The organism is Mycolicibacterium alvei (assembly GCF_010727325.1).
Lineage (GTDB): Bacteria > Actinomycetota > Actinomycetes > Mycobacteriales > Mycobacteriaceae > Mycobacterium > Mycobacterium alvei.
The window spans coordinates 1654389-1676294 of record NZ_AP022565.1 but is presented as its reverse complement, the minus strand read 5'-3'; the positions used below and the strand labels follow the sequence as shown (position 1 = coordinate 1676294).

Sequence of the window (21906 nt, the reverse complement as noted above, 5' to 3'; positions counted from 1 at the left end):
GTAATTGAACTGCACGAAGGTATGCTAAGGCCGCGCATTGCGGAAGGCGGCTGATCATGCCGAATATACGTGGGTATTCACTGGCCTTGTTCGGTCAGATCGACCAGGAAGCCATAGACGCGGATAAAGATCCTGGCCCGATGAATGATGCCGTGCTGACGACGATTGAGAATTTCCTGCCGAACAGTACGGGGCTTGGCCAGCGCGGCTGGTTTCTCGAGTTGGAGAGCTTTCTCGGTAGCTCCCGAGTCCGGGGACCCCGCAGCGGCGAGCCCTTTCGTTTCCCGAGCTACGAAGAGGCGATCGTGGCGCTGGGTGGAATTCGACCGATGGAGGCCCGATCCGCGTTCTCTTTCGAACCCCTCGATGATGACCGGCATCCCGCGTTGGCGCGGGCCGCGTATGCAGTTCTTGTCATCGAAAAGATTCGCCGAGTCAAGAATTCTTTCTCAACGCAACCAATCCCGCGGGACAACGAGCTGCTACAAATCCTGCCCGGAATCCTCGACCCCTGGCCGGTGGAAAAAGAAGGGCGAATCCTCACGGCGGAAGACAAAGCCGAAGCATTCACGATGCGGTTTGACGAGATCGTCGATCGAGAATCATTCATGCGTGTCGGAAGCGAGGTGATCAGTCCAGAGTTTGCCGAACGTTCGAAACCATGCTTCGGCACGCTGGAAGATTCCGGCGGGGAGTACTGCAGCACGCTCTACACCGATTCCAAAGACCCCAGTTTGACGGTGGATGACATCAAGAAGGTCATCCACCCGCTCAACTGGGACCTCTGTTGCCCCACTTTTTTCAACGGGATGACCGAGCAGACCCCAGGACGACTTACAGCTGACGGATGGTTACGCATCATCGAGTCGATCTCCGCCGAACCCGATGAGTACAAGCTGCGGACCGCTCTCGTCTTCTCGTTCGATGAACGAGAAGACGACGAGGGAAACGGCAAGGGCATCATCATCAACTACAAGTTGGACACCAACCGCACTGGCGAGGAGTTGTCCGCAGGCATCGTCGAGATCGACAACGGCTACCTGTGGGTGACCCCGACCCACGAAGGACCGGGCGGGAAAGGGGTGCGGATCCGAACCAGTAAGGAAGAACGGGTCAACGGACTCAGCCCGACGGCGACCGCGGCGCTCGGCTGCCTTCTCGGCTGGGCCGACAACGGTAAGGAAATGCTTGCCGGGGCTGCGAGCAAAGCGATGGACGGCACGTTGCCGCTGCCTCCCGGCAGAACACTGAAAGGCTGGCCGAACAAGGCCGCCATGGCCGGTGCAGTGGACAAGGGCCCGCCCATGATTCCGCCGAAGGTCCCGGCGACTCTGCCGATCAACTTTGCCGACACCGTCGATGACACCAGGAATCTCGCCAAGAGTCTGGTCGCGAAAGTGACCGGCAACATCGGAAGTGCCGTCAGCTTGTGGATGGACGGGCTGATCAGGAGCGACGTGGAAGACATCACCCGGGACATCGGCAGCGATCTCCGGGCGTGGGCGCTCGATGTGTATGACACCGCTGAGCGAAACGTCAAGCCTCCGAAGGAGAAACTCGGCAATGGATGACCCCAAAGTGATTGCCGCCAAGTACGCCAAAGAGGTCAACGACACCATTGACGATGCGGCCAAGGTTGCGAACGACGCCTACGCGAAGATCAACGCCCAACCCTCTACCTTCGGAACCGAAGACGCGATCAAGTCCTTCTTCGATATGACGCGCATCGCGATCAAGGGTGCTGCAGACATCGCGCGGATCCCACTTCAGTCGCCGCCGGATGCCCGGGTGCTGCTACTGGCCGATCACATCAGCACAGTGATCCGGCGCGGCCTTCTGGAAACGACCCAGATCGCCGCTGAGGCAGCGAATCTGATCGACAAGGATCCGACGAACGTCGACCGGGACGAACTGGTCAAGTCTGCGGTAAAAGTGGTGCGGATCGGCATGCTTCGCAGCGCTGAGATCGCGCAGACGATCGCTGCGGGCCCAGGCGCCTACGGCGACCCGGTGCTGTACTCAGACGACATCGCGATCGCACCCAAGGCATACGACCGAACGCTGGCGGTCGCCGCCATGGCACGCAAAGACGTACCCAGCGAGGACATCCGGAAATACGTCAGTTTCGACCTGTCCAACGGCGTTCTGCCCGCAAACACGGATTCATTCAGAATGATCGCGAACTCGGCGGGCCTGTGCAGCGGTGTCTACATCGGACAGGTCACCGCCCACACGCTCGACACCAATACGCTCGACGCCACGGTAGAGGTCTCGTTCGCGCTGTGAGCCATCCTGACGGGCCGACCGGTGTCGATGAACTGCTTGATCGAGCGTTGCGTGCCGCCGCGGAGGGAGACCGGGCGACGGCCAGTCTGCTCGCGGGTCAGGTACTGGCCGTCGACCGCAACAACACCGACGCCGAGGACCTCCTGGCAGCGCCGGCCGAATACGGTGAGATCCGCCGGTTGACAATCCTTTACGCAGATCTGGTCGACTCCACCGCCTTGTCCACGAGGATCGATCCGGAGACCTATCGAACCGTCGTCGGGCGTTACCGAGACGACGTACTGCGAATCGTCGAGCGATACGAGGGTCACGTCGGTTCGACCAAGGGTGACGGACTACTGGCCTCCTTCGGCCACCCCCACGCCCACGAGGACGACGTCCACCGGGCGGTGCAGGCAGCCCTCGACATCACGCGAGTCATCGCCGAGCTGAGCACCCGCGTCCGGCGTCGCTTCGGCGTCGAGATCAACGTCAGAGTCGGGATACATCGAGGAATCGTGTACCTCGATACCGCACAGGACGATGTCTACGGATTCGCGGCGAACCTCGCCGCCCGGATGTGCAGTCTCGCCGACCCCGGTTCCGTGGCGATATCGGAGTCCGTGGAACCGCTCGTCCGCGGGTCATTCGAACTGCACGCGCGGCTGCCGAGGCACGTCAAAGGCGTCGAAGATCCTGTCCGCCATTACCGGGTGATCGTCGAACGCGATATGACCCGCGCGGACCCGGGCCCGTTGGTCGGACGAGAACGCGAGTACGCGCATCTCAAACGATGCTGGACCGAAGCTGCCGCCGGGACACTGCGGACTCCGGGTGTGGCGATTCACGGCGAGGCCGGCATCGGCAAGAGCCGGTTGGCATGGTCAGCCGTCGACCTGGCCACGCAGTCGCACGGAATCATCCTGCAGTTGCTCGGATCGCCGTTCCACACCGATGTCGGGTTGCGGCCGATCCGCCGCCTGCTCGAGCGTCGTTGCGGCATCGACCGGACGTCGGACCCGGCAGAACGCCTGCAGCTTCTGCAGGCCGAGATCGAGCAGCGTTCACTCGACCCGACCACCGTGCTACCGCTGTTGGCGCCTCTGCTCGGGATCGACCCGCAGGTCGGATATCAATCTGTTTCTGCCGAAGGCCGCAAGCTCTACGGCCAGATCTGTGCCGCCGTTGGCGATTACCTGCTGGCGTGCGTGCACGAGACCCCCGCGCTCGTGCTTGTCGAGGACATGCACTGGTTCGATGAGGACACCGTTGAGGTTGTCCGGTCTCTCCTCGACGCCGAGCTCGACGGACATGTGCTGGTGGTCATGACCAGCCGGGAGCAGATGGTGCCGGCAAGCCCGCACACCGACGTAGTCGACCTGAAGCCGCTGAGCGACAGCGAAACCGACGAACTTATCGTCGCCCTTCACCCCGATGCGACGCGCGATCAACGGAACGTCGTGCGGGGGCGGTGCGACGGAGTGCCGCTGTACATCGAAGAGGTGGTGGCCAAGCTCAGAGCCCAACCGTCGGACCTGTCCGCTACCGACGGCGGAGTGCCGGACACCCTCTACGAGGCGCTGTATGCGCGACTCCGGTCGAGCAGCAATGCGATCAGGGTGGTTGAGGCTGCGGCGATTATTGGTAGTCGCGTGGAGCGCACCCTGCTGTCCGCGGTGGTGGATCTCGACGAGCAGGAAGTGGAGCACGTCGTCGGAGAACTGGTGCAGAGCCGCGTACTTGAGCCGCTCGACAACCAAAGCTGGCGATTTCACCACGAACTGTTACGTGAGGTGGCGGCGGAACTGTCGCCACCGAGCCTACGGCGCGAGCTTCACAGTCGCACCGCCGACACGTTGGCATCCGCAGCAGAGGTCGGCAATCCGGACTGGCCACTGATCGCGCGCCACTATGAGCAGGCCGAGCGTTATGCCGAGGCGGCGGCAAGCTATGCGCAGGCGTCTGCCAATGCCCGTCAGCGCGGTGCACTCGGGGAGGCCTTGACCTACCTGAGCCATGCCGTGACGCACGTCGAGAATTCGCCGGCCGGACCAGACCGCGATCGCCTCGAGGTCCATCTGCGCTTGGGGCGCGCCTTCCTTGCCCAGGCAGCTGAGGGGGTGTTCAGCCCCAATGCCGCAGCCGACTTCGAGCGCTGTCTTCACCTGTGCAGCAGCGACCTTCAGGACGACGAACTGCTGTCGACGGTGATGTCGCTCTATCCGTACTACACCATGCGGGCAGATCTCCAACGTGCACTGCGACTGGTCGAATCCATCAGGGGCAGCCTCACCGGACCGCGAGAGATGTTCCTGCCGGTCAACGATTTCGCCTTCGGGATGCTGGCCTGGTTTCGCGGTGAGTTCGGCTATGCGCGGGTCAAGATGGACACTGCAGCACTGACGCTGACCGAGGAAGGCGCACGGGCCCTCGACGCAATGCTGTTCATGCCCAACGATCCGACCGCTGGTTTGTACACCCACCTCGCGTTGAGCCGCTGCCTGGACGGCGACCTGGCGGGTGTCGATGCCCAGCTGCGGAATGCCGGACGTCGCTGTGCCGAAATGCCTTTCCCCAAGGGTGCATTCAGCTTGGCGTATACCCGCCAGGCCGAGGTATTGATACGTATCGAGGCCGGCGACCTCGATCGGGCTGCCCACGCGGCAGTCGAACTCGGCGCAATCGGCGAGCAACACGGCTTCGACTCGTGGGAGCTTGCCGGAGCAGCGCAACACGCGACCGTGAATGCACTGATCGCACTGTCCGACCCCTCCGCGGATGCTGCCGCGCTCGCCCCCCACATCGCGTTGCTGACCGGTTTCGTCGACACCTGGCGTGCGGTGGGGGTGATTGCCCTCATCACGTTCTACGATGCACTGCTGGCCCGATTGCTGATCGCGGCAGGACAATTCGAGGAGGCGCAGGCCAGACTGCAGACTGGTCTGGAGCTGGCCCGCCAGACGGGAATGCACTTTTACGACGCCGAGCTGACGAGGCTCCGTGCGCTCACCACTGAGGACCCGGAGTCTCGTCACGCCGCATTGGTAGAGGCCATGGAGCTGGGCCGCGGCCAGGATGCGCGCGTCTTCGAACTACGGGCTGCCACTGACTATTTCAGCTTGCTCGGTGAGCCGGCAAGGGAGACGCTCGCCGCAGCGCTGCACCGGTTCCCCGCCGACTGCGCCTGGCCCGATGTGGTCCACGCCAGGACAATGCTCGGGTGAGGCGCCCCGGCGGGAAGGTCGCCATCCTTGGCGGCGGCATGGCCGGTCTGAGCGCGGCCTGGCGGCTGAGCGAGCCGGGCTGGCACGATCGGTTCGATTCCATCACCGTCTATCAGCGGGGCTGGCGGTTGGGTGGCAAGGGGGCGTCGAGCCGCGGCGAGAACGACCGGATCGAGGAACACGGACTGCATGTCTGGCTCGGATCGTACGAGAACGCGTTCACCGTGCTGCGTGAGTGCTACGCCGAACTGGACAGAGCCACAACGGATCCCTTGTGCCCGATCCGGACCTGGAACGAGGCTATTGTTCCCGCGGACAATCCCGGCTTGGCCGAGCAGTGGGGTACCGATTGGCTGACCTGGCTGGGCACGCACCCTCGCAACGAGTTCCTGCCGGGCGAACCCGGGGGCACCGGTCAAGAGATCACGGTGGTGGAATTCGTGCAGCGGGCCGTGCAGTTGGTCATCGCGTTCACCGACTCGCTGCGCGGTGCGACTCCGGCAGATCTGGAGCTGACTGCCTCGGCGGAACAGCCGGCATCATCGGCGCCTCCTGCGGTCAGCGCCGTGCAGCGGGGGATCCTTGCCGCCCTGCTGGCGATCGCAGAGCCGCAGGTACGCAGGGGCCCACCGGGCAAGCTCCTTGAACGCGCGGTGGATGCGGTCCGCATGGTGATCGACTATGAGGATCGCCCCGACCACCGGCGTAGCTGGCTGCTGATCTCGCTTGTCGTCGCAGCGGTCCGCGGTGTGATCGCCGACAATCTCATCACGCATCCGAACGGGTTCAGGGCCATCAACGATGAGGAGTTCGGTGACTGGGTGCTGCGCCACGGCGGCCACCCCGATGTACTCGATTCAGCCTTCGTACGTGGACTTTACGACCTGGTGTTCGGCTACGAGCGCGGTGATCCGCAGCGGCCCGCGGTGGCTGCCGGCGTGATGGTCTTCCTGATCGGATTCGTCCTGTTCGAATACAAGGGGGCGATCTTCTGGAAGATGACGGCCGGAATGGGCGAAGTCGTCATGGCCCCGCTCTACCAGGCACTGCGGAAACGGGGTGTGCAGTTCGAGTTCTTCCACCGGGTGGATTCACTGCATGTCGATGACCGGGGCGTGACGGTGGATGCGATCACACTGGGTCGTCAGGTGCTCCTTGCGGACGGGGTCGACCACTACGATCCCTTGGTCGATGTCGGTGGGCTCGCCGTATTTCCCAGCGCACCGCGCGGTGACCAGATCCAGGAGCGACCAGGACTGGAAGACCTCGAGTCGCATTACGCCGTCCGTGACGACATCGAGACCACGGTTCTGCAGCGGGGCAAAGACTTCGATCACGTCGTACTGGCGGTGTCACTGGGCATGATTCCCGTTGTCGCGGCAGAACTCATCGAGGACCGTCCGGATTGGCAAGAGATGGTCGCGAAGGTGAAGACCGTGGCAACACAGGCCTTCCAGTTGTGGCTTCGCCCGGACGAACACACGCTGGGTTGGTCGAATCCTGGTGCGACGATCACCGCATATGCTCGACCATTCGAGACGTGGGCGTCGATGCCGCAGACGCTGTGGACCGAGAACTGGCCCGGCTCCGATCATCCTGGCTCCGTTGCCTACTTCTGCGGCAGCCTCGACGCGCCATGGCCCGTGGACATGGACCACTCCGGCTACGTCCGCCGATATCGCAACCGCGTACTCCGGGACGCCGCTGATTACGTGGACCGATATCTCGGGCTCTACTTCCCGAACGCCGTATCCGAGCAGGGCTTCAATTGGGAACTGTTGTGCGGCAACAACGGCCAGCGAGGCGCCGCGGCGATGGCCACCCAGCACGTCAGCGTGAACATCGACCCGTCCGACCGCTACGTGCAATCGGTGCCCGGTAGTGACAAGTACCGGTTGCGGCCCGACGAGAGCGGCTACGACAACCTGATCCTGGCCGGCGATTGGACGGACTGCGGCCTCAACGCCGGTTGTATCGAGGCTGCGGTGATGTCTGGTCTCGAGGCAGCCAATGCGTTGCTCGGTCACGGGCGCTATCACCGCATACGCGGGTTCTACCTGTCATGACTCTGGTGCAGGATCCCTGGCCTCTCAGTTGAAGTACGGGTTGTGCCCTTCACCGGTATTGAGCAGCAGCGGGTTGTTTACATCGAGGACATAACTGCCACCCGGGCTGAGGACGAACCCGGCCCCGTCAAAGGAGTTGCTGCACAACGTCACTGTGCCGTCGGTTCCACAGGTCACGTTGCGGAAACTGATACGCGATCCGGGCAGCAACCGGTTGGGCAGCCCGTCGAAGTCGAACAGCGACCGGTTGTCGCTGACGAACGTCGGCAGCCCCTGCTGAGCGCCGGTGACCATGTTGGCCCCCTCCGGTGCTGCGGGCAGTGGGCCGCTGCAGCCGTATCTACCCGACCCGCGGCTGATGGCGCAGGCAATATCGCCTGGCACCGCGAATGCGTAGAACTCCCCATTGCGCATGGCGAAGTCCGAGGGCTTCACCGCCGTCAGCGCGTTGAGATCGAGTGCCGGTGGGGGAGGTGGTGGCGTAGGGTCGCCCGCGGCCGTACCTGGGACGCCGGCGCTCGCGCCGACCACGGCGCCCACCAGGGCCACCAGGATTTTCATGCGCATCATGCCAGCTTAGGCGCTGGCCTCTGGCTCGTGGTATCTGTCCGTGCGCGCGCACTCAGTAACCATTCAGTTAGCTGACAGCTGACACTGATATCAAAAGAAGCGATGCACCAGCTCATTTCGCAGATCTCGCTGATCCACGGCTGGTTTCCGGTAGTCGTCCAGCTGATCGCGGCACTGCTGCTGGGGGCCGCCGTGGGCTGGCGTTCGTCGCGTTGGCGCAGCCGATTGTTGCCGGTGCTGGTGGTTTCGGCGGCCGCCTTGGCGGGTGTGGCCTACTGGTACATCGACTCGATCGGGGTGGCCGGAAACGCCGGACCGCCGGAGTTGTGGATCTGGATCGCGCTGACCGCCTTGGCGGGTGGGGTCGCCATGGTGGGGTGGGTGAGTGCGCGATGGTGGCGCCGCACCGCGTCGGTCGCCGCGATCGGGGTCTGCGCGTTGGCCTGTGGACTGACGCTCAACATGTGGGTCGGGTATTTCCCGACCATGGATGCCATGTGGAAGCAGCTCACCTCGAGTCCACTGCCGGGGCAGACGGATCGGTTGACCGTCACGAAGATGCAGCTGGCGCACTTCCGGCCGCCGAGCGGCGTGCTGGTGCCGGTGACCATCGACTCGCAGGCGTCCGGGTTCAGCCACCGCGGTGAACTCGTCTACCTTCCGCCGGCGTGGTTCGCGAGCACCCCGCCGCCGGAGTTGCCTGCGGTCATGATGATCGGATCGCAACTGAATACCCCGGCCGACTGGCTGCGCGCCGGCAACGTGCTGGGCATCCTGGACGGGTTCGCCGCGGCGCACGGCGGCAACGCCCCGGTTTTCGTGTTCGTCGACGCCACCGGCTCATTCACCAACGACACCGAGTGCGTCAACGGAATCCGAGGCAACGCCGCAGACCATCTGACCAAAGATGTGGTCCCATACTTGATCTCGAACTTCGGCGTGCGTTCTGATCGTGAGGGTTGGGGGATTGCGGGCTGGTCGATGGGCGGCACCTGCGCAGTGGACCTCACGGTGATGCATCCCGACATGTTCCGGTCGTTCATCGACATCGCCGGTGACCTTCGCCCGAACGCGGGGGACAAGGCGCAGACGATCAGCCGTCTGTTCGGTGGGGATGCCGACGCCTGGGCGGCATACGATCCGGTCACCATCATGCGACGGCACGGACCGTACTCCGACGTGACGGCGTGGTTCGAGGTGCCGCACCGCGGTGGTGTCACACATGACCCGGCGGCCAACCCAGAGGCTCAAGATGTCGCTGCGACCACGCTGTGCGACGCGGCCCGCGCCGAAGCGATCACGTGCTCGGTGCAGACGGCTCCTGGCCGCCATGACTGGGCCTTCGCCGCCAACGCTTTCGGCATCGCCCTGCCGTGGCTGGCCGGCCAACTCAACACCCCCGGCGTGGATAAGACCGCGCTGCCGGTTTCGACGCTGGAGCCGCCGACGAATGTCCAGGCCGCCCCGAGTTAGGGAATTCCGGGTGCTTTCACGTCTGCTCGGCGGGAAACTCGTGGTGTGTCAACCAAGTCGTTGCTGATCTCGGTCCTGAACTGGCTGCGGGCCGGCTATCCGGAAGGGGTGCCGGGTACCGATCGGGTGCCGCTGCTCGCCCTGTTGCGGTCCACCCCGCTCACCGAGGCGCAGGTGGCCGAGATCGTACGCAACATCGCCGAGGCTTCAGCGCCTGCCGACGTCGACGATCCGATCGAGCGCGACGACATCGCGGAATTCATCGCCGAAGTCACCGAGCACGACGCCGGCCCGGAGAACGTTCAGCGGGTGGCGGCCAAACTGGCCGCCGGGGGTTGGCCGTTGGCCGGCGTCGACCTGGAAGCCGACGCCGGCCCCGACTCAGAAGGCCAATAACGCGTCAACACCGAAAATTGCAGCCACTATTGAGCAGCAATCCTCGGCGTTGACGGGGTGTGTCAGCCGCGCAGTGACGCCGTGTCGATCACGAAGCGGTACCGCACGTCACTGGCCAGCACGCGCTCGTAGGCCTCGTTGATGTAATCCGGCTGGATGACCTCGATCTCGGGAGTCACGTCGTGCTCGGCGCAGAAATCGAGCATCTCCTGGGTCTCGGGGATGCCGCCGATCATCGAACCGGACAGGCTGCGACGCATGGCGCCGAGCGGGAAGAACGGCACCACCAGTGGCTTCTCCGGTGCGCCGAGTTCCACCAGCGTGCCGTCCATCTTCAGCAGGCCCAGGTAGGCGCCGAGATCGAGATTGGCCGACACGGTGTTGAGGATCAGGTCGAAGCGGCCCCGCAACGTGCTGAACGTCTCCGGGTCGCTGGTCGCGTAGTACTCGTCGGCGCCCAGCCGCAGGCCGTCTTCCATCTTCTTCAGCGACTGCGACAGCACGGTGACGTGCGCGCCCATCGCGTGGGCCAGCTTGACGCCCATGTGGCCGAGGCCGCCGAGACCGATGACGGCCACGTTCTTGCCCGGTCCGGCGTTCCAGTGGCGCAGCGGCGAGAACAGGGTGACACCGGCGCACAGCAGGGGAGCGGCCTTGTCCAGCGGGATGCTGTCGGGGATGCGCAGGACATAGTTCTCGTCGACGACGATCGCGCCGCTGTAGCCGCCGTAGGTCGGGGTGCCGTCCCGCTCGGTCGAGTTGTAGGTGGCGATCATGCCGCCGCCGGTGCAGTACTGCTGCAGCCCGGCCTTGCAGTTGTCGCATTCGCGGCAGGAGTCGACGAAACAGCCGACCCCGACGTGGTCGCCGACCTTGTGCTTGGTGACCTCGGAACCGACCGCGGTGACGACGCCGGCGATCTCATGGCCGGCCACGACGGGGTAGTTCGGGGTACCCCACTCGGCCTTCACGGTGTGGATGTCGGAATGGCAGATGCCGGCGAAGTGAATGTCGAAGGCCACGTCGTGCGGCCCTACCTCGCGGCGGGTGATGGTCGTCTTCGCCAGCGGCTCGGTCGCCGAGTTGGCGGCATAGGCATAAACAGTGCTCATCAAAGCCCTCTTTGCTCGTCGTCTTGTGTATCCCGGAAAGATTAGTCCGGTTAACCGATCACTGCCTGTGACGGCAGTCCGCAACGTGCAACGATGCAGGCGGCAGCGGTAATCCCGCTACCGCCTGTGACATGTATCCCGGATCGAGCCGGGCCGGGGTCAGAGCCCGGGTGCGCGGACCGACCCGTTGAAGGAGGTGCGCTCACAGCGGATGAGCCCGGCCACGGTGTAGGGATCGCGGGCAATCACATCCTCGACCTCTTCCTCGCTGAGGTCTCCGGTGACGAGCACCGCGCCGGTCGCCGTCTCCAGACGTCCGGCCAACAGGATGCGGCCCGCGGCCACTTCCTCCTTGAGCCAGGCCACGTGGGCGGGACGGGTCTGGTCGACGACATCGATGGGCTGGGTGTAAGTCGTGGTGAGGACGTGGAACACGTTCGTGAGGTTAGTTGATCGGGGCGTTCACCCAGCGCAGGTCGTCGAGAATGCCACGGGCGGCCACGATGTTCTGCCCGGTCTGCCAGACCTCGTTGTTCACCACGAACACCCGGTTGTCCTTGGCTGCCGACAGCGCCCGCCAGGCCGGGCTCTGCAGGATCTTGGGTGCGTTGTCCCGGGCGGCTGCAGACGCGAACGAGACGTAGACGATGTCGGCGTCGGCGCTGCGGTAATCAGCATCGGTGGTGCCGAGCTCCTCGTAGGGTTTGTCGGTAAACCGTTGCGTGGCAGGGCGATCCAATCCCACCGCGGCGAGCACGTTGCCGGGGAAGGTGTCGGCTCCGTACACCCGGACGCTGTCCTCGGTCAGCTGTACCACCGAAGCCTGGAAGTGCGGGGCGTCGTTCTGCGCACCGGTGTCGGCCGCGGCGTCGTCGAACTTCGCGATCAGGTCGGCGGCGGCGTCGGCGCGACCGGTCGCCGCACCCACCGCGCGCAACGTGTCACGCCAGGCGGCGCCGGGCGTGCCGGTGAACACCGTCGGGGCGATCGCCGACAGCGCGCCGAAGGACGCCGGGGTGAGCGCTGCCGAACCCAGAATCAATTCCGGGTCGGCGGCCTTGACGGCCTCCAGGTCCGGCGCACCCCGACTGCCTGCCGGAGCGACACCGTGCACGACGGCGCCCAGATAGGAGGGTTGCTCGGACGATCCGTCGGCCAGTGCGGCCGCGACGATCCGGGACTGCAGACCCAGCGCACATAACGCGTCCAGTTGGTCACCGGACAGTGCGACGATGCGCTCGGGGTCGCCGCGTACCTCGGTGGACTCCGGAATGTCGGCACCGTCGGCGCGTGCGTTGCCGACCTCCCGCGCCGACTGATCGACGGCCGCCGGCTCTGCCGCGCAGGATTCGTCGGGCTTGCGCTGATTGCCCAACACGCCCGAATCGGCGATCTTGGTGACGCTGGTCGAGATCGACGTTTGCGACTGCGGCGTCTGCTCCGCCGAGCCGCATCCACTGGCGAGTGTCGCGGCCGCGGCGATCACCGCGGCTGCGGCTCGGGGTCGGTTCATCAGCACCGGCCGACCGTAACATTCACGGCTTTGCCGCTGGTCAGGGCCTCGCTGTCGCAAATTGCGCCGCCGCGGCGCGACTCAGTACGACAGTTTGTAGGACCCAGGGGCGCGCGAGGCTTCGGGAGCGTTAGGATTCAGGTCGATATGCGGGATTTCCCGACGAATCTTTGGAGGATCTCTTGGTAGCCGAAGCGCCCCCAATCGGAGAACTCGAGGCACGTCGTCCTTTTCCGGAACGGATGGGCCCCAAGGGCAACCTGATCTACAAGCTCATCACGACGACCGATCACAAGCTGATCGGCATCATGTACTGCGTCGTCTGCTTCGCCTTCTTCTTCATCGGCGGTCTGATGGCACTGTTCATGCGTACGGAACTGGCGATGCCCGGGTTGCAATTCCTGAGCAATGAGCAGTTCAACCAGCTGTTCACCATGCACGGCACGGTGATGCTGCTGTTCTACGCCACCCCGATCGTGTTCGGGTTCGCCAACCTGGTGCTGCCGCTGCAGATCGGTGCGCCCGACGTGGCGTTCCCGCGGCTGAACGCCCTGTCGTTCTGGCTGTTCCTGTTCGGTGCGCTGATCGCCATGGGTGGCTTCATCACCCCCGGTGGTGCCGCGGACTTCGGTTGGACGGCCTACTCGCCGCTGACCGACGCCATCCACTCACCCGGTGCCGGTGGTGACCTGTGGATCCTGGGTCTGGCCGTCGGTGGTCTGGGCACCATCCTCGGTGGCGTCAACATGATCACGACCGTGGTCTGCATGCGTGCACCCGGCATGACGATGTTCCGGATGCCGGTGTTCACCTGGAACATCCTGGTGACCTCGATCCTGGTGCTGATCGCGTTCCCGATCCTGACCGCCGCACTGTTGGGCCTGGCCGCCGACCGCCACCTGGGCGCTCACATCTACGACCCGGCCAACGGCGGTGTCCTGTTGTGGCAGCACCTGTTCTGGTTCTTCGGGCACCCCGAGGTGTACATCATCGCGCTGCCGTTCTTCGGCATCGTGTCCGAGATCTTCCCGGTGTTCAGCCGCAAGCCGATCTTCGGTTACACCACCCTGATCTACGCCACCATCAGCATCGCGGCCCTGTCGATCGCGGTGTGGGCGCACCACATGTACGCGACGGGTGCGGTACTGCTTCCCTTCTTCTCCTTCATGACGTTCCTGATCGCGGTCCCGACCGGCATCAAGTTCTTCAACTGGATCGGCACGATGTGGAAGGGCCAGCTGACATTCGAGACGCCGATGCTGTTCTCGGTCGGCTTCCTGATCACCTTCCTGCTGGGTGGCCTGTCCGGCGTGCTGCTGGCCAGCCCGCCGATCGACTTCCACGTCACCGACAGCTACTTCGTCATCGCGCACTTCCACTACGTGCTCTTCGGCACCATCGTGTTCGCCACCTACGCGGGCATCTACTTCTGGTTCCCGAAGATGACCGGACGTCTGCTCGACGAACGCCTGGGCAAGCTGCACTTCTGGCTGACCTTCATCGGCTTCCACACCACCTTCCTGGTGCAGCACTGGGTCGGTGACGAGGGCATGCCGCGTCGCTACGCCGACTACCTGCCGTCCGACGGCTTCACCACACTCAACGTGGTCTCGACGATCGGTGCCTTCATCCTCGGCATCTCGACGCTGCCGTTCGTGTGGAACGTGTTCAAGAGCTGGCGCTACGGCGAACCGGTGACGGTCGATGATCCCTGGGGTTACGGCAACTCGCTGGAGTGGGCGACCTCTTGCCCGCCCCCGCGGCACAACTTCACCGAGCTGCCCCGGATCCGTTCGGAACGCCCGGCGTTCGAGCTGCACTACCCGCACATGGTCGAGCGGATGCGTGCCGAGGCCCACGTGGGCCGCACGCATCACCCAGAGCTCGAGTCTGCGGACAGCTCCAGCTGACGGGTGGCAGCATCCGGGGACGAGCACGTCGACGGTGATTCGATGACCGGTGCTCCACGCGAGCACTCGTCGGTACTGATCACCGTCACCGGAGTCGATCGGCCCGGCGTCACCTCGGCATTGTTCGAGGTGCTCGCCCGCCATCGGGTGGCACTGCGCAACGTCGAACAGGTCGTGGTCCGCGGCCGGCTCACCCTGGGTGTGCTGGTCGCGGCACCGGTCGAATCGGTGGCCGACGCGCTGCGCAGTGACGTCGAGGCAGCGATTCACCGCCTCGGCCTGGACGTGACGATCGAGCGCAGCGACGACATGCCGGTCATGCGCGAGCCGTCGACCCACACGATCGTGGTGCTGGGCCGTCCGATCACCGCCGAGGCCTTCAGCGTGGTGGCCCGCGCGGTGGCGGGTCTGGGTGTCAACATCGACACGATCCGCGGGGTGTCCGACTACCCGGTGACCGGCCTGGAGTTGCGGGTGTCGGTGCCGACGGGCCCCGACGGCACGGTCTACAGCCGACTCCAATCCGCGTTGGCGCAGGTGGCGGTCGACGAAAGTGTCGACATCGCGCTCGAGGATTACAGCCTTTCCCGTCGGGCCAAGCGACTCATCGTCTTCGACGTCGATTCCACCCTGATCCAGGGTGAGGTCATCGAGATGCTGGCCGCCCGGGCCGGCATGGAAGCCCAGGTGGCCGCCGTCACCGAAGCCGCGATGCGCGGCGAACTCGATTTCGCCGAATCCCTGCACCGTCGGGTGGCGACCCTGGCCGGCCTGCCCGCCTCGGTACTCGACGATGTCGCCGAGCAGGTCGAGCTGACACCGGGCGCCCGGACCACCATCCGGACGTTGCGGCGACTCGGTTTCCACTGCGGCGTGGTGTCAGGCGGTTTTCGTCAGGTCATCGAACCGCTCGCCCACGAACTCATGCTGGACTACGTGGCCGCCAACGAACTGGAGGTCATCGACGGCAAGCTGACCGGGCGGGTCATCGGCCAGGTCATCGACCGCCCAGGAAAAGCCAAGGCGCTGCGCGATTTCGCCCAGCAGGTCGGCGTACCCATGGAACAGACCGTGGCCGTCGGAGACGGGGCCAACGACATCGACATGCTGGCGGCCGCCGGCCTCGGCGTCGCCTTCAATGCCAAACCCGCGTTGCGTGAGGTCGCCGACGCGTCGTTGAGCTACCCCTATCTGGACACCGTGCTGTTCATCCTCGGCGTCACCCGCGGCGAGATCGAGGCCGCTGATGCCCAAGACGGCGTGTTGCGCCGCGTCGAGATCCCCGAGGACTGACTCCGCGCCGGGGCACCCCTGACGTAGGGTGGGGGGCATGGCGAGCCTGAAGAACACGGTCGTGGTCGGTGTGTTCGCCGTTGCTGCCGTCCTGGGGCAGTTGTCGGTCGCGGCACCTGCCGAGGCCAAGCGGTGCCCGTCGGGCACCAAGGCGACCAAGTTCGACGGTGTATGCGTGGCCGGTTCGTCCGGCGGCGGGATGGGCGCGGTGGCGCCGCCGGTGATGGCGCCCGGCACCGGTGACGCGAATATCCAGAGCCGGCCCGGCCAGTTGCCGACGGTGAACGGAATTCCGTGCACCATCGAGCATTACGCCACCTGTTACGCGATGTCACAGCAGCCGTAGCGCCCGCGGCTCAGACCACCAGCGTCTGAGGTGCCGCACTGAGCGTGCCGGTGATGCTGTGCCAGGCACGGGACAACAGTCGCACCGCCTCTTCGAGCTCCGGTTCCGGCAGCGCATAAGGCAGCCGGATGAACCGCTCCAGCGTGCCGTCCACCCCGAACCGCGGCCCGGCGGGCACGTCCAGACCCAGCCGCATCGCGGCGGCCGACAATGCCGTACTCATCGGTGCGGGCAACTTCACCCACAACGACATTCCGCCGCGGCCGTGCCCGGGCTGCCAGTCCGGAAGCTCTCGGGCCAGCAGTGCCACCAGGAACTCCCGGCGGACCCGCAGGATTTCACGCCTCTCCGGCAGTACGTCCGTCCGCATCGCGAGGAGTTTCGCCGCGGCGAGTTGTTCGAGGATCGGGGTGCCGAGGTCCACCGAAGGACGGATCGCCGCGATGGTGGCCAGTGTGCCGCGCTCGGCGCGGATCCAGCCGACCCGCAGCCCACCCCAGAACGATTTCGACATCGAGCCGATGGTCAGCACCAGATCATTGCGGGGGACCGAGGCGGCCAACGGTTCGGGCGGCGCCTCGTCGATCCACATGTCGGCTATCGATTCATCGACGATCGTACGGGTTCGGGTGTCGGAAATGATCTGCCCCAACCGCTTTCGCTCTGCGGTGGGCATGGTGAATCCGGTCGGGTTGTGGCTGTCGGGAACCAGGTAGGCCAGGCTCGGCGCGAGCTGTCGCAGCGCGGCATGTACCGCGTCGAGTTCCCAGCCGTCCTCGGTGAGTGCGACCGGAACCGGCCGTGCCCCGGCAGTCGAGATCGCCGCCAGCGCACCGTGATACGTGGGTTGCTCGACGAGAACCCGGTCGCCGGGCTGGGTGTGGCTGGCCAGGATCAATCCGATGGCGTGCTGGGCGCCGCTGGTCACCATGATCTGGCTCGGATCGGTGGGGAGACCTCTGCTGCAATACCTTTCGGCGATGGCCGCACGCAGGGGGCCGACACCCATCAGTTCGTGACCCGGCTCGCGCAGATAGGGCGCGATATCTCGTGCGGCCTCGGCGAAGGCTTCCAGTACAGCCGTTCCGGGCGCGGACAGTGCCGCGGCGGCCAGGCTGACCGTCGGTGCGGTGGTGCCGGACGGGACGTGGCCGGCGGCGGGCAGGGCGGCGATGCTGCGCGCTCCGCGGCGGGCGTGCAGGTAGCCGTCGTCGCGCAGTTGGGTGAACGCCGCCGTGACCGTGGTGCGTGACACCCGTAGCGAGTCGGCCAGCGCGCGTTCGCTGGGAATGCGTGAACCGACCGGGACGCGACCGTCCACGATCAGCAGTCGGATGGCGTCGGCCAGCCCGAGGTAGGCGGGGCCACTTTGGTTCGAAGTGCGCCAGTTGCCGAGTTCGCGGGCCAGAAGGTCCACATCGAGGGTGCGAGCGGCCATATCCGTCGACATAATAAGGCCAGTATGGGCCAACTGGATATTGAAGTGCAATCCAGATCGACCTACAAAGGGACCTATGCGAACAACATGGCTATCTCGACTGGCAGGCAAGTACCGCCACGCCTTTGCCCCGGGAAACCGTGCCGGGGAGCGTGATGTGGATGCCCGCCGGGTGCGCCGCGAGCTCGACGCGATCCGCGTCCGATTCCCCGACCACGCATGAGGGCCCCCTTCCAACGCGGCGCGCTGCTCCTCATCGGCTTGTGCGGCTACGGCGTGTCGATGGCGATGATGGTGCGTGCCGGGCTCGGACTCGATCCGTGGGACGTCTTCCATCAGGGCCTCACCCGGCATACCCCGCTGTCACTCGGGATGGCGTCGGCCGTCGTCGGCGTCGTCGTCCTGCTGGCCTGGATTCCGCTGCGCAACCGGCCCGGAATCGGGACCGTCGCCAACGTCATCGTCATCGCCGTCACGGTGGATGCCACGCTGGCGGTCCTTCCGGCGCCGTCGGCGTTACCGGTGCGCATCGCAATGTTGATCGGTGCCGTGGTGCTCAACGCCATCAGCACCGTGCTCTACATCGGCGCCGGCCTGGGCCCCGGACCCCGGGACGGCCTGATGACCGGCTTGGTGGCCCGCACCGGAGTGTCGGTGCGGCTGGTGCGTACCGGAATTGAGGCGACCGTGCTGGCCGTCGGTGCGTTGTTGGGCGGCACCGTCGGGATCGGCACCCTCGTCTACGCCTTCGGGATCGGGCCGCTCGTGCAGCTGTTCCTGCGGCTGACGCCACGCTCATTGTTGTTCCACGATTTCAGCGACGGACGTGCCCGGGCGGAACGGGAACCGGTCACTACGATGAGCGAGTGGCCGCAGGGGAACTCACCGACTCGACAACCAGCGATGACTCAGACGGAACCGACCCCGACCTGTTGATCGACTTCGCGAGGGTGAGCCTGCAGCGAGGCGGCAACACCCTCGTCGGGCCCATCACGTGGACCGTCGAGCTCGACGAGCGCTGGGTGGTGATCGGTCCCAACGGTGCAGGCAAGACCTCGCTGCTGCGGATCGCGGCCGCCACCGAACATCCTTCGTCGGGCACCGCGTACGTGCTCGGTGAACGCCTGGGCCGCACCGACATGTCCGAGTTGCGGGCCCGGGTCGGACTGAGCAGCTCGGCGCTGTCACAGCGGATCCCCGACGACGAGGTGGTGCGCGACCTGGTGGTATCGGCCGGCTACGCCGTGCTGGGCCGTTGGCGTGAGGATTACGAGGACGTCGACTACGTCCAGGCCATCGACATGCTGGAAAGCGTCGGCGCCGAACATCTCGCCGAACGGGTATACGGGACCCTGTCCGAAGGTGAACGCAAACGGGTCCTGATCGCCCGCTCGCTGATGACCGACCCCGAACTGCTGCTGCTCGACGAACCCGCGGCCGGGCTCGACCTGGGCGGCCGGGAAGACCTGGTGGCGCGGTTGACCGATCTGGCTGCCGACCCCGACTCGCCGGCCATGGTGCTGGTCACCCATCATGTCGAGGAGATTCCGGTGGGTTTCAGCCACGCGCTGATCCTGTCGGAGGGCCAGGCGGTTGCCTCGGGTCTGCTGACCGAGGTGTTGACTGCGGAGAACCTGTCCAAGGCGTTCGGTCAGTCGATCGCCCTGGATGTGATCGACGGGCGCTACTTCGCCCGGCGAACCAGGAGCCGTGCGGCTCATAGGAGGCGTGAATGAGTACCCCTAGCGACGATCCACTGGTGCCGCGTCCGGCGGCCACGGTGATGCTGGTCCGGGACGCCGCCGAAGCGATCGAAGTCTTCATGATGCGCAGGCACGCGGCGATGGAGTTCGTGGCCGGCGTGATGGTGTTCCCCGGCGGCGGAGTCGACGAGCGTGACCGCAACGCCGACATCGCCTGGTTCGGTCCGGAACCGGACTGGTGGGCACAGCGGCTCGGTGTGGACACCGGGCTGGCCGAGGCGCTGGTGTGCGCCGCGGCCCGCGAGACGTTCGAGGAATCCGGGGTCCTGTTCGCCGGACCTGCCAGCGATCCCGACGGGATCGTGTCCGACGCGTCCGTCTACGGCGAAGCGCGTGCCGCTCTGGCCAACCACTCGCTCTCGTTCGCCGACTTCCTGCGCGACGAGAAGCTGGTGCTGCGCGCTGACCTGCTGCGGCCGTGGGACAACTGGATCACCCCCAAGGAAGAACGCACCCGCCGTTACGACACCTTCTTCTTAGTGGGCGCCCTGCCCGAGGGACAGCGGGCCGACGGCGACAACACCGAAACCGACCGCGCCTTCTGGAGTACCCCGCAGGCCGGCCTCGACGACTTCGAACAGGGCAATTCGTTCCTGCTGCCGCCGACCTGGACCCAGCTCAACTCCCTCAGCGGTCGTTCCGTCGCCGATGTACTGGCCACCGAACGCAAGATCGTGGCCACCGAACCCAACCTCTCCCTGGGCGAAGGCAGCTGGCAGATCGAGTTCTTCGACAGCGGCCGCTACAACGCGGCCCGGAACCACCGGGCGCCACTGGGCCGGGGCGGCGCTGCGGGGGATACCAGCCAGTGAGCGAGTTCATCAGCGTGATCACCGGGGCGACGCCGGAACAGGACGGCGTCGGCACCCTGATGCTGTCGCGGCCCCCGACCAACGCCCTGACCCGGCAGATGTACCGCGAGATCGTGGCGGCCGCCCACGAGCTCGGTGAACGCACCGACATCTCCGTGGTGATCCTGTTCGGCGGTCATGAGATCTTCTGCGCCGGCGACGACGTACCCGAGCTGCGCACGCTGAACGCCGCCGAGGCCGCTGCCGCGGACACGGCATTGCGCCGATGCGTCGAAGCCGTGGCTGCCATCCCCAAACCCACCGTCGCCGCGATCACCGGCTACGCACTGGGCAGCGGGATGACCCTGGCGATGGCCGCCGATTGGCGGGTCAGCGGCGACAACGTCAAGTTCGGAGCCACCGAGATCCTGGCCGGCCTGGCGCCCCGAGCCGGCGGTGCAGCCCGGCTGGCCCAGACCATCGGCGCCAGCAAGGCCAAGGAACTGGTGTTCAGCGGACGCTTCGTCGGCGCCGAGGAAGCCCTGGAGCTCGGTCTGATCGACCAGATGGTGGCACCCGACCACGTCTACGACGAGGCACTGGCCTGGGCACGGCGATTCGTCGACCACCCGGTGGACGTGTTGGCCGCGGCGAAGGCCGCCGTCGACAAAGTGGTGGACCGGCCCTGACGCCGACCCGACCCGGGCCGTTAGGCTGCCCTGCATGACTGACATCAAGGATTCCGGCACCGACGCCGATTTTGCCGGTATGCCGACTCCTAATCCGCACGCCACGGCCGAACAGGTCGAAGCCGCGATGCACGACAGCAAGCTTGCGCAGGTGCTCTACCACGACTGGGAAGCCGAAACCTACGACGAGAAGTGGTCGATCTCCTACGACCAGCGGTGCATCGACTATGCCCGCGGTCGGTTCGACGCCATCGTCCCCGAGGCCGAGCAGCGTGAGCTGCCGTACGACCGGGCCCTTGAGTTGGGGTGCGGTACCGGGTTCTTCCTGCTCAACCTCGTCCAGTCCGGGGTGGCGCGGCGCGGTTCGGTCACCGACCTGTCCCCGGGCATGGTGAAGGTCGCGACCCGCAACGGTCAGTCACTGGGCCTGGACATCGACGGCAAGGTCGCCGACGCCGAGGGCATCCCGTACGAGGACAACACCTTCGACCTGGTGGTCGGGCACGCCGTGCTGCACCACATCCCCGACGTCGAACTCTCGCTGCGCGAGGTGGTCCGGGTGCTCAAGCCCGGCGGCCGTTTCGTCTTCGCCGGAGAGCCCACCACGGTGGGCAACAAGTACGCCCGTGAGCTGTCCACCCTGACCTGGCACGCCACCACCAAGCTGACCAAGCTGCCGTGGCTGAGCAACTGGCGTCGGCCCCAGGCCGAACTCGACGAGTCCTCCCGCGCCGCGGCCCTGGAGGCCGTCGTCGACCTGCACACCTTCGACCCGGCCGATCTGGAGCGGATGGCCGCCAACGCCGGTGCGGTAGAAGTACGCACCGCCAGCGAGGAATTCACCGCGGCGATGCTCGGCTGGCCGGTGCGTACCTTCGAAGCCGCAGTGCCGCCGGGGCGCCTGGGTTGGGGCTGGGCCAAGTTCGCGTTCAACAGCTGGACCACGTTGAGCTGGGTCGACTCCAACGTGTGGCGCCGCGTCGTCCCCAAGGGCTGGTTCTACAACGTGATGGTCACCGGAGTTAAGCCGTCGTAGCGTTCGATCCCGCCGACGTCG

At 65.7% G+C, this 21906-nt stretch carries 20 protein-coding genes; 15 read left to right on the top strand and 5 right to left on the bottom strand.

All coding sequences use genetic code 11. From position 1 onward, the window contains the following. The first annotated feature begins 86 nt into the window (after window positions 1-86). From G6N44_RS08025 to G6N44_RS08010, 4 genes are read left to right on the top strand one after another with little or no spacing between them, the layout of a single operon-like run. Window positions 87-1571, top strand: coding sequence for a hypothetical protein (locus tag G6N44_RS08025; protein WP_163662759.1), 1485 nt, complete (start codon window positions 87-89; stop codon window positions 1569-1571). Beyond that, window positions 1564-2286 (top strand): hypothetical protein, encoded by a 723-nt coding sequence (locus G6N44_RS08020; protein WP_163662757.1) that lies wholly within the window; start codon window positions 1564-1566, stop codon window positions 2284-2286. Before G6N44_RS08025 ends, G6N44_RS08020 begins: the two co-directional genes overlap by 8 nt. Continuing rightward, entirely contained in the window at window positions 2283-5489 is a 3207-nt protein-coding gene (locus tag G6N44_RS08015) for an ATP-binding protein (protein ID WP_163662755.1), read from the top strand. Before G6N44_RS08020 ends, G6N44_RS08015 begins: the two co-directional genes overlap by 4 nt. After that, window positions 5486-7555 (top strand): FAD-dependent oxidoreductase, encoded by a 2070-nt coding sequence (locus G6N44_RS08010; protein ID WP_264032834.1) that lies wholly within the window; start codon window positions 5486-5488, stop codon window positions 7553-7555. The genes G6N44_RS08015 and G6N44_RS08010 overlap by 4 nt, the downstream gene beginning before the upstream one ends. 24 nt (window positions 7556-7579) lie before the next feature. On the opposite strand, the gene G6N44_RS08005 is transcribed toward G6N44_RS08010, so the two are convergent. Next, window positions 7580-8122 (bottom strand): hypothetical protein, encoded by a 543-nt coding sequence (locus G6N44_RS08005; RefSeq protein ID WP_235682975.1) that lies wholly within the window; start codon window positions 8120-8122, stop codon window positions 7580-7582. Between the two features lie 105 nt (window positions 8123-8227). Between G6N44_RS08005 and G6N44_RS08000 the strand changes: the two genes are divergently transcribed. After that, window positions 8228-9598 carry an alpha/beta hydrolase gene (locus G6N44_RS08000; RefSeq protein ID WP_163662753.1) on the top strand — a complete coding sequence of 457 codons (1371 nt, stop codon included), beginning with the start codon at window positions 8228-8230 and terminating at the stop codon, window positions 9596-9598. Between the two features lie 45 nt (window positions 9599-9643). Then, window positions 9644-9994 (top strand): DUF3349 domain-containing protein, encoded by a 351-nt coding sequence (locus G6N44_RS07995; RefSeq protein WP_163662751.1) that lies wholly within the window; start codon window positions 9644-9646, stop codon window positions 9992-9994. 62 nt (window positions 9995-10056) lie between these two features. On the opposite strand, the gene G6N44_RS07990 is transcribed toward G6N44_RS07995, so the two are convergent. The 3 genes from G6N44_RS07990 to G6N44_RS07980 all read right to left on the bottom strand — a co-directional run bounded on the left by G6N44_RS07990 (window position 10057) and on the right by G6N44_RS07980 (window position 12625). Next, window positions 10057-11106, bottom strand: coding sequence for an NAD(P)-dependent alcohol dehydrogenase (locus tag G6N44_RS07990; RefSeq protein WP_163662748.1), 1050 nt, complete (start codon window positions 11104-11106; stop codon window positions 10057-10059). Between the two features lie 159 nt (window positions 11107-11265). Next, the gene (locus G6N44_RS07985) at window positions 11266-11541 is read right to left on the bottom strand and encodes a YciI family protein (RefSeq protein WP_163662745.1); all 276 of its coding nucleotides are present in this window, start codon (window positions 11539-11541) and stop codon (window positions 11266-11268) included. Window positions 11542-11551: 10 nt separating this feature from the next. Beyond that, window positions 11552-12625, bottom strand: coding sequence for an iron-siderophore ABC transporter substrate-binding protein (locus tag G6N44_RS07980; RefSeq protein WP_372508112.1), 1074 nt, complete (start codon window positions 12623-12625; stop codon window positions 11552-11554). 176 nt (window positions 12626-12801) lie between these two features. Between G6N44_RS07980 and ctaD the strand changes: the two genes are divergently transcribed. The 3 genes from ctaD to G6N44_RS07965 are packed head-to-tail and all read left to right on the top strand — an operon-like array spanning window position 12802 to window position 16168. After that, window positions 12802-14529, top strand: a complete 1728-nt coding sequence (ctaD, locus tag G6N44_RS07975) for an aa3-type cytochrome oxidase subunit I (protein WP_163662742.1) — start codon at window positions 12802-12804, stop codon at window positions 14527-14529. Between the two features lie 42 nt (window positions 14530-14571). After that, the gene (gene serB, locus G6N44_RS07970) at window positions 14572-15822 is read left to right on the top strand and encodes a phosphoserine phosphatase SerB (RefSeq protein ID WP_163662740.1); all 1251 of its coding nucleotides are present in this window, start codon (window positions 14572-14574) and stop codon (window positions 15820-15822) included. Window positions 15823-15859: 37 nt separating this feature from the next. Beyond that, on the top strand, window positions 15860-16168 hold the full coding sequence (locus tag G6N44_RS07965) for a hypothetical protein (protein WP_163662738.1): 309 nt from the start codon (window positions 15860-15862) through the stop codon (window positions 16166-16168). Window positions 16169-16178: 10 nt separating this feature from the next. On the opposite strand, the gene yczR is transcribed toward G6N44_RS07965, so the two are convergent. Further along, window positions 16179-17618: a MocR-like transcription factor YczR gene (yczR, locus tag G6N44_RS07960; protein WP_163662736.1), complete on the bottom strand. Its 1440-nt coding sequence runs from the start codon at window positions 17616-17618 to the stop codon at window positions 16179-16181. Between the two features lie 64 nt (window positions 17619-17682). Between yczR and G6N44_RS29040 the strand changes: the two genes are divergently transcribed. From G6N44_RS29040 to G6N44_RS07935, 6 genes are read left to right on the top strand one after another with little or no spacing between them, the layout of a single operon-like run. Next, window positions 17683-17829 carry a hypothetical protein gene (locus G6N44_RS29040; RefSeq protein ID WP_170309385.1) on the top strand — a complete coding sequence of 49 codons (147 nt, stop codon included), beginning with the start codon at window positions 17683-17685 and terminating at the stop codon, window positions 17827-17829. After that, complete coding sequence (gene yczE / locus G6N44_RS07955; RefSeq protein WP_163662734.1) at window positions 17826-18542, top strand: membrane protein YczE; 717 nt, start codon at window positions 17826-17828, stop codon at window positions 18540-18542. The genes G6N44_RS29040 and yczE overlap by 4 nt, the downstream gene beginning before the upstream one ends. Beyond that, window positions 18473-19342: an ABC transporter ATP-binding protein gene (locus G6N44_RS07950; RefSeq protein WP_163662732.1), complete on the top strand. Its 870-nt coding sequence runs from the start codon at window positions 18473-18475 to the stop codon at window positions 19340-19342. Before yczE ends, G6N44_RS07950 begins: the two co-directional genes overlap by 70 nt. Beyond that, entirely contained in the window at window positions 19339-20181 is an 843-nt protein-coding gene (locus G6N44_RS07945) for an NUDIX hydrolase (RefSeq protein ID WP_163662730.1), read from the top strand. Before G6N44_RS07950 ends, G6N44_RS07945 begins: the two co-directional genes overlap by 4 nt. Beyond that, window positions 20178-20849 (top strand): enoyl-CoA hydratase, encoded by a 672-nt coding sequence (locus tag G6N44_RS07940; protein WP_163662727.1) that lies wholly within the window; start codon window positions 20178-20180, stop codon window positions 20847-20849. The genes G6N44_RS07945 and G6N44_RS07940 overlap by 4 nt, the downstream gene beginning before the upstream one ends. A gap of 34 nt (window positions 20850-20883) precedes the next feature. Beyond that, window positions 20884-21885 (top strand): class I SAM-dependent methyltransferase, encoded by a 1002-nt coding sequence (locus tag G6N44_RS07935; RefSeq protein WP_163662724.1) that lies wholly within the window; start codon window positions 20884-20886, stop codon window positions 21883-21885. Window positions 21886-21906 lie beyond the last annotated feature (21 nt).